Raw genomic sequence first — 14,111 nt, forward strand, 5'->3', positions numbered from 1 at the left:
GATGTTCTGCGGCGCGCGGAGCGTTGCTGCGGTGGGGCGCCGAAAAACATCTCAGGCCGCATTGATCCTGCCGCCGATTTGCTTCATTTTGCGCGCAAATTAACCCCGTCATATTCCGGAGCGCAACATGCCCCTTACAAACGATCAGCCGGAGGCCACGCCGGCGGCAACCTATAAACGTGTGATGCTGAAAATCTCAGGCGAGGCGCTGATGGGGGACCAGGGGTTTGGCCTGCATCCGCCGACCGTCCAGCGCATCGCGCAGGAGGTGAAATCCGTGCGAGACATGGGCGTGGAGATCTGCATGGTGATCGGCGGCGGCAATATCTTCCGCGGGTTGTCCGGCTCGGCCCAGGGGATGGAGCGGACAACGGCGGACTATATGGGGATGCTGGCCACGGTGATGAATGCGCTGGCGATGCAGTCGGCGCTGGAAGGTCTGGGTGTCTTTACCCGGGTGATCTCGGCCATTCGCATGGATGAGGTGGCCGAGCCCTACATTCGCCGCCGCGCCGTGCGTCACCTTGAAAAGAAACGGGTCTGCATCTTTGCCGCAGGCACCGGCAACCCCTATTTCACCACCGATACCGCGGCCACGCTGCGCGCCAATGAGATGGCCTGCGAGGCGATCTTTATGGGTAAGAATGGCGTCGATGGTGTCTATGACAAGGATCCCGCGCAGCATGACGACGCGGTGCGTTATGACACCATCAGCTACGACGAAGTTCTGGCCAAGCGGTTGAAGGTGATGGATGCCTCGGCCATTGCGCTGGCGCGCGACAACAACCTGCCGCTGATGGTGTTCCCGCTGGATGAGCCGGGCGGCTTCCGGGGCATTCTGGCGGGCAAGGGGACCTACACGAAGGTTCACGGCTAACCGCGCCGGGGTGGGAGGGGGCGCACTTGCCCTTGCTACATGCACGATGAGCCGCGCGCCCGGATCGAGATCCGGCGCGCGGTTTTTTCATGTGGCGCGCGGCGCTGGCGGCCGGTTTTGTGCGACAGCGGCTGACCGGCTGCGGTGCCGGGCCGTCCCGGAGAAGGGCAGAACCCTGCCTGTGGCCGCTTCAAATCTGCGGCAAGATCGCTATACAACGCCGCACCAATGTCTTATGAGCAATGCAAACACCGCCTCAAGTCAGGGGAGAGCAGAATGTCTGACGATTTTATTCTCGATACCGATGATCTACAGCGCCGCATGGATGGTGCCATGGCCAATCTCAGAACCGAATTCGCGTCGCTGCGGACCGGTCGTGCCTCCGCCTCGATGCTGGAGCCCGTGATGGTGGACGCCTATGGCTCGATGACGCCGATCAACCAGGTTGGCACCGTCAACGTGCCGGAGCCGCGCATGGTCACCATCAACGTCTGGGACAAGGCGCTGGTCGGCAAGGTCGAAAAAGCCATCCGTGAATCCGGTCTGGGCATCAACCCGCAGCTCAATGGCACCATCATCATGCTGCCGATCCCCGAGCTGAACGAAGAACGTCGCCGCGAGCTGACCAAAGTGGCCGGCCAGTATGCCGAGCACGCGCGGGTGTCGATCCGCAATGTGCGCCGCGATGGGATGGACCAGATCAAGAAAGCCAAGGCCGACGGCATGTCCGAGGACGACCAGAAGCTCTGGGAAGGCGAAGTTCAGGAGCTGACCGACAAGATGATTAAGGTTGTCGACGCTGCTCTGGAAACCAAACAAGCCGAAATTATGCAGGTCTGACACCTGCTTATGTCACAGAGCACAGACACCGTCCTGGCGCCGGATGAGAGCGACCCCGCACCGGAACGCGGCCCGAAACATGTTGCCATCATCATGGATGGCAATGGCCGCTGGGCACAGGCGCGGGGCCGTCCGCGTCTGTTCGGTCACCACGCGGGCGCCAAACGGGTGCGCGAGGTGGTGGAATGCTGCCCCGCGCTGGGGGTGAAATACCTCACCATCTTTGCCTTCTCGACCGAGAACTGGAAGCGCACACAGGTGGAGGTCGCAGGCCTCATGAGCCTGTTCCGCCGCTATATCTCCAAGGAGATGAAAGCGCTGTCGCAGCGCAATGTCCGGGTCCGTTTCATCGGGGACCGGGTGCGGCTGGACAAAAAGCTGGTCGCGCTGATGGACCAGCTGGAGCAGGAGACCGCCTGCAATGACGGTACCCACCTGACCATCGCGCTGAATTATGGCAGTCGTGACGAGGTGGCGCGGGCCACCAAACGGCTGGCCGAGGATGTGGCAGCGGGGCGCCTGAACCCTGCGGATGTGGATGAGGAAACCCTGCCACGTTATCTCGATACCCATGTGTTGCCCGATCCAGATCTGGTCATCCGCACCAGCGGTGAAGCGCGGATCTCCAACTTTCTGCTGTGGCAGTCGGCCTATGCGGAATATGAGTTCATCGACACGCTGTGGCCGGATTTCACCGCCGACGAGATGGACCGGCTGTGCCGCAGCTACGGGCAGCGGGATCGCCGGTTTGGCGCGGTGAAGACATGAGCGCCGCGGGACGTTGGGCCGATCTGATGCCGCGGGTGATCTCCGCCATCGTAATGATCGTCGTGGGGGGCTGGGCCGTGTGGCGCGGGGGCGTGGTGTTTGACCTGCTGATCGCGGCGGCCTGTGGTGGCATGATCTGGGAATTGCTGCGCATGGTGGTGCCTGATCGTCAGGGGCTGGCGCTGCCGCTCGGCGTCCTGTCGATGGGGGCGGTGCTGGCCGCAGCGCTGATGGGCGGCGGCTGGGCGCTTGGCCTGCTGCTGATACCGGCGGTGCTGGGCGCGCTGGCCATCGACATCCGCCGGGGCATTTACATCGGTTTCGCGCTTTGGGTGCTGTTCGCGGCCTATGCGTTCATCTGGATGCGCAGCGCGCTGGGGCTGGATTGGATGATCTGGCTGATCTCGGTTGTGGTGGCCACGGATATTGCGGGCTATTTCGCGGGTAAGACCTTTGGCGGGCCGAAATTCTGGCCGCGTGTGAGCCCGAAGAAAACCTGGTCCGGCACCTCTGCGGGCTGGATCGCGGCCGCAGCTGTTGGTGCGGTCTTTGCGGTGCAGGGCGGGCTTGGCTTTGGCGTCGTGCTGCTGTCGGTGCTGGTCTCCATGGCCAGCCAGGCCGGTGACGTTGCCGAAAGCGCGCTGAAACGCAAGATGGCTGTGAAGGATTCCAGCGGCCTGATCCCGGGCCACGGCGGGCTGTTCGACCGCTTTGACGGTATGCTGGGCGCGGCGGCCATGGTGCTGCTGGTACTCAGCCTGTGGGGTCTGCCCGGCGGGACGATCTGATGCGCAAGATCTCGATTTTCGGGGCCACCGGATCCATTGGTCAGAATACGATTGACCTGATCCGGCGGGCCCCCGGTGACTACAATGTGGTGGCGCTGACCGGTGGCGCTAATATTGCCCAGCTGGCACAGGATGCCAGAGCGCTGCGTGCCGATATCGCCGTGACCGCCTATGATGACAAGCTGCCGAAGCTGCGGGCCGCCCTGGACGGTTCGGGCATCGTGGCGGCCGCCGGGCAGGCGGCGCTGGTCGAGGCGGCGGCGCGGCCTGCGGATTGGGTCATGTCGGCGATTGTCGGCGCGGCCGGCCTTGCTCCGGGGCTCGAGGCGCTGAAACAGGGCGCGACTCTGGCGCTGGCGAATAAGGAATCGCTGGTTTGCGCCGGAGCGCTGCTGCTGGAGACCGCCCGCAGCCATAATGCGCGGCTCCTGCCCGTGGACAGCGAACATTCGGCTGTGTTTCAGGGGCTGGTCGGTGAAGACATCGCGGCGGTGGAACGTGTGGTGATCACCGCCTCTGGCGGGGCGTTTCGCGACTGGCCGCTGGAGCAGCTGAAGACCGCCACGGTGGCACAGGCCTCCTCGCACCCCAATTGGGACATGGGCCAGCGGATCACTATCGACAGTGCGTCCATGTTCAACAAGGCGCTGGAAGTCATTGAGACCCGTGAGTTTTTTGGCGTCGATCCAGACCAGATCGAAGTGGTGGTGCATCCTGAATCCATCGTTCACGCGCTGGTCGGTTTTCGCGATGGTGCGCTGATGGCGCATCTCGGCGCGCCGGATATGCGCCATGCCATTGGTTATGCGCTGCATTGGCCCGAACGGCGCGAGCTGCCGGTGGAGCGGCTGGATCTGGCGCGGCTGGCGCAGCTGACGTTTCGGGCGCCTGATCCCGCGCGCTATCCGGCATTGCGGCTGGCCTATGATGTGATGGCGCGGGGCGGGCTGATGGGGGCGGTGTTCAATGCCGCCAAGGAACGGGCGCTGGATCATTTCATCGCCGGGCGCATCGGCTTTCTGGACATGGCCGAAGTGGTGGCGCGGGTGCTGGATCAATTTGACAGTGCCGATCGCGGGCTAGATGAGGCAATGACACTTGATACGGTGCGCCGGACCGACCATCTCGCCCGTATGGACGCCGACAATGAAATTTTGAAATATGTAAGGTAAGCCCTTGGATCTCGTCTCCTTTCTTCCGCAGTTTGGCGGGTATCTCTATGTGATTGCCAGCTTTGTGGTGGCCCTGTCGGTGATCGTGGCTGTGCATGAATATGGCCATTACATCGTCGGGCGCTGGTCCGGGATCCATGCCGAGGTCTTCTCGCTGGGATTCGGTCCGGTGCTGTTTTCGCGGGTGGATAAGCGCGGCACCCGCTGGCAGGTGGCGCTGCTGCCGTTTGGTGGCTACGTGAAGTTCCTAGGTGATGCGGATGCGGCCTCGGGCAAGGATAGCGCGGCAATGGCGGATGCGGCGGCTGATCCGGTGGCGCTGCGGCGCACGATGCACGGCGCGCCGCTTTGGGCGCGGGCGGCCACCGTCGCGGCGGGGCCGGTGTTCAACTTCATCATGTCCGCGCTGATTTTTGCCGGTGTTTTCATGGTGCAGGGCACCATGCGCGATCCGCTGACGGTGGAGCGGCTGGTGCCGCTGCCGGGGCTGCAAACCGGCCTGCGCGAAGGTGACGCGCTGTTGCAGATCAACGGTGTCGATGTTCCCTCTCTGGAGGATAACACTGCCTTTGCGGCCTTCCGCGATGCGGTGCCGGAACAGCAGCCGCTAACCTATACCGTGCTGCGCGACGGCCAGCAGACCGAGGTCGAGGGACCGTATCCCTGGCCGCCGCATGTGCGTGGCGTGGCACCGCGCAGTGCCGCGTCTGACATCGACCTGCAGCCGGGCGATGTGATCACCGCCGTGGATGGCGCGCCGATCTTTGCCTTTGACCAGCTGAAACGCGCGGTTGAAAGCGCCGAGGGCAAGGTGTTGCTGCTGAAGGTCTGGCGCGCTGGCGAAGAATTCGAGATGGCTCTGGCACCCCGCCGTGTGGATGAGCCGCAGGCGGATGGCGGCTTTGCCACCCGCTGGCGTATGGGCATTGTCGGTGGTCTGGCGTTTGAGCCTGCGACCGAGAGCCTGGGCCTTGGAGAGGCGCTTGGCGGTGGTGCGGCGCAGGTCTGGGGCGTGGTCGAAATGTCGCTTTCCGGGCTGAAACATATGATCACCGGTGCGATCAGCACCTGCAACCTGTCGGGTCCGATTGGCATTGCCGAGACCTCTGGTGCGATGGCAAGCCAGGGGGCGGCCAGCTTCATTCGGTTTATCGCCGTGCTCTCCACTGCCGTTGGCCTGCTGAACCTGTTCCCGATCCCGGCGCTGGATGGCGGGCATCTGATGTTCTACGCCTATGAGGCGGTGACCGGTAAGCCGCCGAATGATGCGGTGATGCGGGTACTGATGGCGGTTGGTATCTCCGCCATCCTCAGCCTGATGATGTTTGCGCTTTTCAACGATATCTTCTGCTAGGCGCTTTCTTGCCGACCGGCCACGATCCGGCTGGTCGGCAGATCCCGCAGCAGCAGGGCGCGCCAAACTGTCGCCACATTCCCCTGTTAATCCTTTGGTAAGCCGCCGGTGGGCAGCGGTGCCGCAGATCGCGGCGCGGTTGTGGCGGATGTGGGATCTTTTTTTAGATAAACGGGAGAGTGGACGCCATGAGCAGCCTGCATATTACCAATACGGGATTGGGTCTTTTTATGCGCCTGAACTGGGACCGCGCCATGTCTGTGGCGACGATTTTGGGGGCGCTGGTGGCCGGGGCCTGGATCGGCAGTCTCTGAGTTTTCAACCTGTTGCAAGCAATCTGGCGCGTGGGGTCCTCCCACGCGCCTTTTTGTTGTTTTTGACAAGCGCTGATAAACCCGATACGCACGGATTAAGCTGTAAAAAAATCGGGTTTTGACTGATGGTTCGGGGGAAGCACACAGGTAGATCCTGTGGGGGGCGCAAATTAGGTGCCCATATTTTGTATAGAAACGCATCTGCTGTAGCGCTGGCTGTTGCCTTGGGATTTGTCCTGACGCCAGAGTTCGCAGTGGCGCAGAGCTATAGTTTCACAAACGTTCAGGTCGAGGGCAATCAACGCATCCAGACCTCAACAATTGTGGCCTATACCGGCATTGAGCGGGGCAAATCGGTGAGCGCCGGGCAGCTCAACGATGCCTATCAGCGCATTCTGGACAGCGGCGTATTCGAAAGCGTCGAGATTGTTCCGCAGGGCAATACGCTGGTGATCAAGGTCACCGAATTTCCGACCATCAACAAGATCAGCTTTGAAGGCAACCGCCGCATCAAGGACGATGCCATGGCCGAGCTGATCGAATCGGCGCCGCGCCGGGTGTTCAACCCCACGGTCGCCGAGCGTGACGCCTCCAATCTGGCCGAAGCCTATGGCGCACAGGGACGTCTGGCCACAACCGTGACACCGCGCATCATCCGCCGCAGTGACAACCGTGTCGATCTGGTGTTCGAAATCTCCGAAGGTGACACCATCGAGGTCGAGCGCGTGTCCTTCATCGGCAACCGCGTCTATTCCGATCGGCGTCTGCGCCGCGTGCTGGAGACCAAACAGGCCGGTCTGCTGCGCACCTTCATCCGCGCCGATACGCTGATCGAGGACCGTCTGGAATTCGACAAGCAGGTGCTGCGCGATTTCTACCTGTCGCGCGGCTATGTTGACGTGCGTATCAACAGCACCAATGCCGAGGTAACCGAAGAACGCGACGCCGCCTTCCTGGTGGTGGATATCAGCGAGGGCCAGAAGTTCGAGTTTGGCGAAATTTCGGTCACCAGCGAGATGTCGGAAGCTGACGCCGATGAGTTCCGCAAGGTTCTGAGGGTCCGCCCTGGGGTAACCTATTCGCCGAGCGTGGTGGAAAATGCCATCCGGCGCCTGGAAACATATGCGATCCGCAAGGGGATTGATTTCCTGCGGGCCGAGCCGCGGATCAGCCGCAATGATCGCGAGCTGACGCTGGACGTGGATTTTGTGCTGACCCGTGGTCCGCGCGTGTTCGTTGAGCGGATCGACATCGAAGGCAACACAACCACGCTGGACCGGGTGATCCGTCAGCAGTTCCGCACCGTCGAGGGCGACCCGTTCAATCCGCGCGAAATCCGCGAAAGCGCTGAACGCATCCGTGCGCTGGGGTTCTTTGAAACCGCCGAGGTGGACGTGCGCGAAGGCAGCAGCGCCGGTGAGGTGGTTGTCGATGTGGACGTCGAGGAAAAGCCAACGGGTGCACTGAGCCTTGGTGGTGCCTACTCGGTCAACGACGGCTTCGGTCTCAGCATCGGCCTGTCGGAGAACAACTTCCTTGGTCGGGGGCAGCGCCTGTCGTTCAATATCTCGACCGCTCAGGACGCCGAGGAATACACGCTTGGCTTCACCGAGCCCTATCTTCTGGGGCGCGACCTGCGTCTTGATCTGGATCTGGGTCTGTCTGAGACGGATTCCAGCTTTGCGCTTTACGACACCAAACGTGCGTTCTTCTCGCCCGCGCTGACCTTCCAAACCTCGGAAAACAGCAGCCTTCAGATCCGGTACACTTGGGATGAGGATGAGATGATCACCCGTGGTGATGATTCCGCCGGGATCCCGCTGGCCGGTCCTGTGGTTCGTAGCGAGATCAACCAGGGTGCGATCAACGCCAGTTCCATCGGCTTTACCTATACTGTTGACAGCCGCCTGAACGGACTGGATCCGAATTCGGGCTATCTGTTCCAGGTTGGGGCCGATTATGCCGGGCTTGGCGGGGATTCCGAATATCTGCGCACCACCGCAAAGATCATCGCCCAGCGTCGTGTCTTCAACGAAGAGGTGACATTGCGGGCAACGATCGAGGCAGGCGCCTTTGCCTGGCAGGGGGATGGCTTCAGCCGCTCCATTGATCGGTTTGTCCTGTCGCCCAATATCCTGCGTGGTTTTGAACCGGGTGGTATCGGTCCACGGGACCAGTCGCCCAATGGCGCAGGCGGGACCTATAACGACTTCCTCGGCGGCAATTATTACGCGGCGGCCCGCTTTGATGCGGAATTCCCGCTGGGCCTGCCAGAAGAGATCGGCCTGCGAGGCGGTCTGTTCTATGATGTGGGCAACCTCTGGGGTCTGAACAATGCCGATACCGGCGCGGCGGGCGGCAATATTGTCGGGCGCGGCGGGTCGTACCGTCATGTGGTCGGCTTCTCGCTGTTGTGGACAACCGGATTTGGCCCTTTGCGGTTCAATTTCTCCAAGGCGCTGAAGAAAGAAGACTTCGACCAGGAGCAGAGCTTTGATTTGACGTTGCAGGCGCGGTTCTGATCGCAATGACACGAGCTGTGGACACACGGCACACGGGGGCGCTGGCGGAGATGCTGGCGCCTTTTGTGCGCGGGCTTGCGATGCTGCCGCTGCTGGTGCTGCCTGCGATGGCGCAGGAGACGGCATTGCCGGGGGCGGGCTTTGCCTTTGGCGAGACATTGCAGCTGGGCGCACCGCAGACCGGGCTGCTGACCATCCAGTCCGAGCGGCTCTATGCCGAGAGCGCCTTTGGTCAGCGTGTTTCCCAGGAACTGGATGCCGAGGGTGCGGTCCTGACGGCCGAAAACCGCCGGATCGAGGCGGAGCTGCGCGCAGAGGAACTTGAGCTGACCGAGCGCCGCAGCAGCATGGATCCTGCGGCGTTTCGCGCGCTGGCCGATGCTTTTGACAAAAAGGTGCAGGAAACCCGTCGTCAACAGGATCAGAAACTGCGCGATATCAACCAGATCGGCGAAGATGCGCGGCGTGATTTCTTCACCGCTTCGCTGCCTGTGCTGCAACAGATCATGCTGGAAGCCGGAGCCGGAGCCATTCTGGAACACGCCAGCGTGTTCCTGAGCGCGGATGCCGCGGATGTCACCGATCTGGCGATTGCGCGGGTGAACGAAGTGCTCGGCGACGGGCGTGAGAGCCTGCCCGAGGCCACCGGCGAATAGGCTTACCGCGCCCGGCTGGTGATTGCCTCAGGCGGAGGCAGGGCGCCGACCGTGCAGCCATCGCCGGGTCTGCCGCTTGCCGAAGCTGTGGGCAGTTGCTAGGACATACCTAACATTCAGAAAACGGGGAAACCGCAATGACAACCGAGCTGAAAAGCGCCGACATTCACCTGATCCAGCGGATCCTGCCGCATCGCTACCCGTTTCTGCTGGTCGACAAGGTGGTCGAGATCGACGGCTATTCCTCGGCCTGCGGGATCAAGAACGTCACCATGAACGAACCGCATTTCCAGGGCCATTTCCCGGGCACGCCGATTATGCCGGGCGTCACCATCGTCGAGGCGATGGCACAGACTGCGGGCGTGATGCTGGGCGTAGGCATGGATATGATCGACACCGAGCTGCTGATCTATTTCATGAACATCGACAAGTGCAAATTCCGCCGCAAGGTGATCCCCGGCGATGTGCTGGAGATGCGGGTGGAGACCACACGTGGTAAGCCCGGTGGCAAGATCTTCAAGTTCAAGGGTGTTGCAACCGTCAATGGTGAGACTGCGGCGGAGGCCGAGTTCTCGGCCATGATCGACGTGCAGAAGGATTGACACAGATGACCCGGATCCATCCCAGCGCGGTGGTCGAAGAAGGGGCGAAGATTGGCGCCGATTGCGTCATTGGCCCGTTCTGCCTGATTGGCCCTGAGGTCGTGCTCGGCGACCGGGTTGAGCTGAAATCCCATGTGGTCGTCACCGGAGATACCGAGATCGGAGAGGATACCACGGTGTTCTCCTTTGCCGTGCTGGGCGAGATTCCGCAGGATCTGAAGTTCAAGGGCGAGCGCTGCAAGACCGTGATCGGCAAGCGCAACCGCATCCGGGAGCATGTGACGGTGAATGCCGGCACCGAAGGCGGCGGCGGGATCACGCGGATCGGTGATGACGGCTTGTTTATGGCCGGCTGCCACATCGCCCATGATGCGCAGATCGGAGATCGTGTGATCGTGGTGAATTCCGCTGCGGTTGCGGGCCACTGCGTGCTGGAAGATGACGTCATCATCGGTGGCCTGTCCGGCATTCACCAATGGGTGCGCATCGGTCACGGCGCCATTGTCGGCGCGGTCACGATGGTGACCAATGATGTGATTCCCTACGGGCTGGTTCAGGCGCCGCGCGGTGAGCTGGACGGGCTGAACCTTGTCGGCCTGAAACGCCGGGGCGTGCAGCGTGCGGATATCACCGCGCTGCGGGCGGCCTTTCAGATGCTGGCCCAGGGCGAGGGCACGTTTCAGGAGCGCGCGCGCCGTCTTGGCGCAGAGAGCGACAGCGAATACGTGCAGGAAATCGTTGATTTCATTACCGGCGAGAGTGACCGCTCTTTCCTGACGCCGGGAGGCTGAGACCATGCTGGCATTGATTGCAGGGCAGGGCGCACTGCCTGCCGAACTGGCAGCGCGCCTGTCCGACCGGCCGCTGGTCTGTGCCATGCGCGGCTCCGAGCCCGATCACATTGAGCCGGAGCTGACCTTTCGCCTGGAACAGCTCGGCAGCTTTATCGCGCGCCTGTCGGCCAGCGGTGTGCGCGAGATCTGCCTGGCGGGCGCAGTGCGCCGCCCGGCCATTGATCCATCGCAGATTGATGCCGAGACCATGCCGCTGGTTCCGATTCTGCAGGGGGCGATTGCCGCAGGTGACGACGGGGCATTGCGCGCCATCATCGGCCTTTTTGAGCAGGCGGGCATGTGCGTGCGCGCCGCCCATGAGGTAGCACCGGATCTGGTGATGGCCGAGGGCATCCCGACCGAGGTGCAGCCCGGCGAATTGGACCGGCGCGATGCAGAACGCGGCGCAGAGGTTGTCGAGGCCATGTGCCGCGCCGATGTCGGCCAGTCCTGCGCGGTGCGGCGCGGACAGGCGATTGCGGTCGAGAACCTCTTTGGCACCGACTGGATGCTGACGGCGTTGCAGAACCGGCCTGACGGCACCGGAGGTCTGCTGTTCAAGGCGCCCAAACCCGGACAGGACCGCCGCGCGGATCTGCCCACGATTGGCGTGCAGACGGTTGAGCTGGCGGCCAAGGCTGGGCTGTCGGGGATCGTGCTGGAGGCAGGCGGTGTTATCGTGCTCGATCAGGATGAGGTGGTGGCCACCTGCAATCGGCTCGGGCTGTTTCTCTGGCTGCGCAGCGCATGAGCCTACGGGTGTTCATCCTCGCAGGCGAGCCTTCTGGGGACCGCCTTGGCGGTGCGCTGATGGCAGGTCTGCGGCAGCTCTGCCCGGATATCATCTTTGAGGGGGTTGGCGGCGCGCTGATGGCTGAACAGGGCCTAAAGTCGCGCTTCGATATGTCGGAGCTGTCGGTCATGGGACTGGCCGAGGTGCTGCCGAAATACCGTCAGCTGAAGCGCCGCATTCGCGAAACCGCAGAGGCGGTTCTGGACATGAAGCCGGATGTGATGATCACCATCGACAGCCCGGATTTCTCCCTACGGGTCGCCGCATTGGTGAAAGAAGCCAGCAGTATTCGCACGGTACATTATGTGGCGCCATCGGTCTGGGCCTGGCGCCCCAAGCGGGCGGAGAAGATGGCCAAGGTCATCGATCATGTGCTGGCGCTGCTGCCGTTTGAGCCGCCCTATATGGAAGCGGCTGGCATGGAGTGCGATTTCGTTGGCCACCCCGTTGTGGGGGAGCCACAGGCCACGGCGGAGGAGATTGCCGCCTTTCGCAGCCAGTACCAGCTGGAGGAGGCGCCCTGCATTCTGGCGCTGCCGGGATCGCGGCGCTCTGAGGTGACACGTCTGGCGCCGGTATTCGGTGCGGCCCTGAAACAGTTTCAGGACAGCCACCCGGAGTATCGGATCGTGGTGCCTGCTGCGGGTCCGGTTGCCGATCTGGTGCGCAGCCATCTTGCGGAATGGTCGGATACCGCGGTGGTGATCGACCCCAATACGCTGGACGGTGAAGTGGCCAAGGCGCATAAACGCGCGGCTTTTGCGGCGGCGGATCTGGCGCTTGCGGCTTCTGGTACGGTCTCGCTGGAGCTGGCGGCGGCGCGCACCCCAATGGTGATTGCCTATAAATTCCAGTGGCTCACCTGGCATATCATGCGGCGCATGGCGTTGATTGACACCGTCACGCTGGTCAATCTGGTCAGCGATACACGCGTGGTGCCGGAATGCCTCGGCCCTGAGTGTACGCCGGAGGCTATCGCCAAGGCGCTGATCAAGGTCAAGGCGGCGCCTACCGCGCAATCCTCTGCCATGGCCATCACGATGGAGCGGCTGGGCGAGGGGGGCGAAGACCCCGGTCTGCGCGCGGCCCGCGCAGTGTTGGATCGTCTGTCTGCGCAGGCCTCCGCCGTCTCCTGAAGCCTGCCGGATGCAGAGCCTCCGGCAGGTGGCCTCTCGTAGCGCGGGCGCTATGCACCCGCGCGGTGCGCGCCGCAATGCGGGTAACTGAGCATGTGCCGTTGGGCGTGGTGTTGTGGTGGATTATATTTTGCTGAGATGCGCATAAGGGCAGGTCTGCCCTCAGGCGCTATCTCGATTTTGGATTTGGGGAGGGCCTGTCAAGGACAAGCCGCGCGTATCGCGCGGAGGCTGCGCCTTCCTTGACAGACGCACCGTGTTACTGGCCGTGTCAGTAGCCGCGCCAGATCCAGCCGCCGCCAAAGATACGGCTGCCCTCCTCAGCATAGAACACGCAGGCCTGTCCGGGGGAAATACCCTCTTCCGGGGTCAGCAGTTCGACCTCGGCTTCGGTCTCCGAGATCGGACGGATCACCGCATCGCGCGGGGGCCGGGTCGAGCGGACCTTGACCTTCAGATGCCATTCGTCGCGGCTGGTGAAAGGCTCATCGCCGAGCCAGTTGATTTCCCGCACCGGGATGGTGCGGGTGGCCAGCAAGTCCTTGGGCCCAACGACGACCTGTTTCTTGTCCACATCCAGTTTCACCACATAAAGCGGTTCGCTCAGCCCGCCGATGCCGAGGCCGCGACGCTGGCCGATGGTGTAGTGGATGACACCGTTGTGACGGCCGAGCACCCGGCCATCGGCATGAACGATGTCCCCCGGCTCCGCCGCGCCGGGGCGCAGTTTCTCGATCACGCTGGCATAATCACCATTGGGAACAAAGCAGATGTCTTGGCTGTCGGGTTTATCGGCCACCGCCAGACCATATTGTGCCGCCATCTCGCGGGTGGCGTCCTTTGACGGCAGATGTCCCAGCGGGAATCGCAGATAGTCCAGCTGCTCGGGGGTGGTGGAGAACAGGAAATAGCTCTGGTCGCGGTTGGCATCCTCGGCCGAATGCAGTTCGGGCCCGTTTGGCCCATCCTTGCGCTGGATATAGTGGCCGGTGGCCATGCAGTCGGCTTCCAGATCGCGGGCGGTTTCCAGCAGATCCTTGAACTTGACCCGTTCGTTGCAGCGGATACAGGGTACCGGGGTTGCGCCAGCCAGATAGCTGTCGGCGAACTCATCGATCACCGCATCCTTAAAAATGTTCTCATAATCCAGCACGTAATGCGGAAAGCCGCGCTCTTCGGCGACTCGGCGCGCATCATGGATATCGATCCCCGCACAGCAGGCGCCTTTCTTTGCAAGCGCCGCACCATGGTCGTAGAGCTGTAGCGTCACGCCCACAACATCATAGCCTTCATCGGCCAAATGTGCAGCAACAACAGAGCTGTCGACGCCACCCGACATGGCGACAACCACCCGCGTCTCCGACGGTGGTTTGGCAAAGCCAAGCGAATTCAGTTGGGGATTGGCATCCTGCGCCATCAGGCGACTCCTCGGATATGTGGGAAAGACACCGCAGAA

The 14,111-nt window shown here is 62.4% G+C and carries 14 protein-coding genes; 13 read left to right on the top strand and 1 reads right to left on the bottom strand.

Annotated features, from left to right (window positions below; translation table 11 throughout):
- The first annotated feature begins 127 nt into the window (after positions 1–127).
- The 13 genes from pyrH to lpxB all read left to right on the top strand — a co-directional run bounded on the left by pyrH (position 128) and on the right by lpxB (position 12,655).
- Positions 128–877 (top strand): UMP kinase, encoded by a 750-nt coding sequence (gene pyrH / locus VWY34_RS11290; protein ID WP_340545440.1) that lies wholly within the window; start codon positions 128–130, stop codon positions 875–877.
- 276 nt (positions 878–1,153) lie between these two features.
- Entirely contained in the window at positions 1,154–1,717 is a 564-nt protein-coding gene (gene frr / locus VWY34_RS11295; RefSeq protein ID WP_340545441.1) for a ribosome recycling factor, read from the top strand.
- A 9-nt stretch (positions 1,718–1,726) separates the two neighbouring features.
- On the top strand, positions 1,727–2,485 hold the full coding sequence (locus VWY34_RS11300) for an isoprenyl transferase (protein WP_416536039.1): 759 nt from the start codon (positions 1,727–1,729) through the stop codon (positions 2,483–2,485).
- Entirely contained in the window at positions 2,482–3,273 is a 792-nt protein-coding gene (locus tag VWY34_RS11305; RefSeq protein WP_260103190.1) for a phosphatidate cytidylyltransferase, read from the top strand. The genes VWY34_RS11300 and VWY34_RS11305 overlap by 4 nt, the downstream gene beginning before the upstream one ends.
- Positions 3,273–4,445, top strand: a complete 1,173-nt coding sequence (gene dxr, locus VWY34_RS11310) for a 1-deoxy-D-xylulose-5-phosphate reductoisomerase (RefSeq protein ID WP_416544324.1) — start codon at positions 3,273–3,275, stop codon at positions 4,443–4,445. The genes VWY34_RS11305 and dxr overlap by 1 nt, the downstream gene beginning before the upstream one ends.
- Before the next feature lie 4 nt (positions 4,446–4,449).
- Complete coding sequence (gene rseP / locus VWY34_RS11315; RefSeq protein WP_340545445.1) at positions 4,450–5,799, top strand: RIP metalloprotease RseP; 1,350 nt, start codon at positions 4,450–4,452, stop codon at positions 5,797–5,799.
- Positions 5,800–5,987: 188 nt separating this feature from the next.
- Positions 5,988–6,113 (top strand): hypothetical protein, encoded by a 126-nt coding sequence (locus tag VWY34_RS11320; protein WP_340545446.1) that lies wholly within the window; start codon positions 5,988–5,990, stop codon positions 6,111–6,113.
- A 125-nt stretch (positions 6,114–6,238) separates the two neighbouring features.
- On the top strand, positions 6,239–8,635 hold the full coding sequence (gene bamA, locus VWY34_RS11325; RefSeq protein ID WP_340545447.1) for an outer membrane protein assembly factor BamA: 2,397 nt from the start codon (positions 6,239–6,241) through the stop codon (positions 8,633–8,635).
- Positions 8,636–8,640: 5 nt separating this feature from the next.
- Positions 8,641–9,291, top strand: coding sequence for an OmpH family outer membrane protein (locus tag VWY34_RS11330; RefSeq protein WP_340545448.1), 651 nt, complete (start codon positions 8,641–8,643; stop codon positions 9,289–9,291).
- A 137-nt stretch (positions 9,292–9,428) separates the two neighbouring features.
- Positions 9,429–9,893, top strand: a complete 465-nt coding sequence (fabZ, locus tag VWY34_RS11335; RefSeq protein WP_340545449.1) for a 3-hydroxyacyl-ACP dehydratase FabZ — start codon at positions 9,429–9,431, stop codon at positions 9,891–9,893.
- A 5-nt stretch (positions 9,894–9,898) separates the two neighbouring features.
- On the top strand, positions 9,899–10,684 hold the full coding sequence (lpxA, locus tag VWY34_RS11340; RefSeq protein WP_340545450.1) for an acyl-ACP--UDP-N-acetylglucosamine O-acyltransferase: 786 nt from the start codon (positions 9,899–9,901) through the stop codon (positions 10,682–10,684).
- Positions 10,685–10,688: 4 nt separating this feature from the next.
- The gene (locus tag VWY34_RS11345) at positions 10,689–11,477 is read left to right on the top strand and encodes an LpxI family protein (protein WP_340545451.1); all 789 of its coding nucleotides are present in this window, start codon (positions 10,689–10,691) and stop codon (positions 11,475–11,477) included.
- Positions 11,474–12,655, top strand: a complete 1,182-nt coding sequence (gene lpxB, locus VWY34_RS11350; protein ID WP_416544325.1) for a lipid-A-disaccharide synthase — start codon at positions 11,474–11,476, stop codon at positions 12,653–12,655. Before VWY34_RS11345 ends, lpxB begins: the two co-directional genes overlap by 4 nt.
- Positions 12,656–12,926: 271 nt before the next feature.
- Here lpxB and mnmA read toward each other — a convergent pair whose 3' ends face one another.
- Complete coding sequence (mnmA, locus tag VWY34_RS11355; protein WP_340545453.1) at positions 12,927–14,072, bottom strand: tRNA 2-thiouridine(34) synthase MnmA; 1,146 nt, start codon at positions 14,070–14,072, stop codon at positions 12,927–12,929.
- Between the last annotated feature and the right edge of the window lie 39 nt (positions 14,073–14,111).

The organism is Phaeobacter sp. JH20_02 (assembly GCF_048056915.1).
Classification (GTDB): Bacteria; Pseudomonadota; Alphaproteobacteria; order Rhodobacterales; family Rhodobacteraceae; genus Phaeobacter; species Phaeobacter bryozoorum.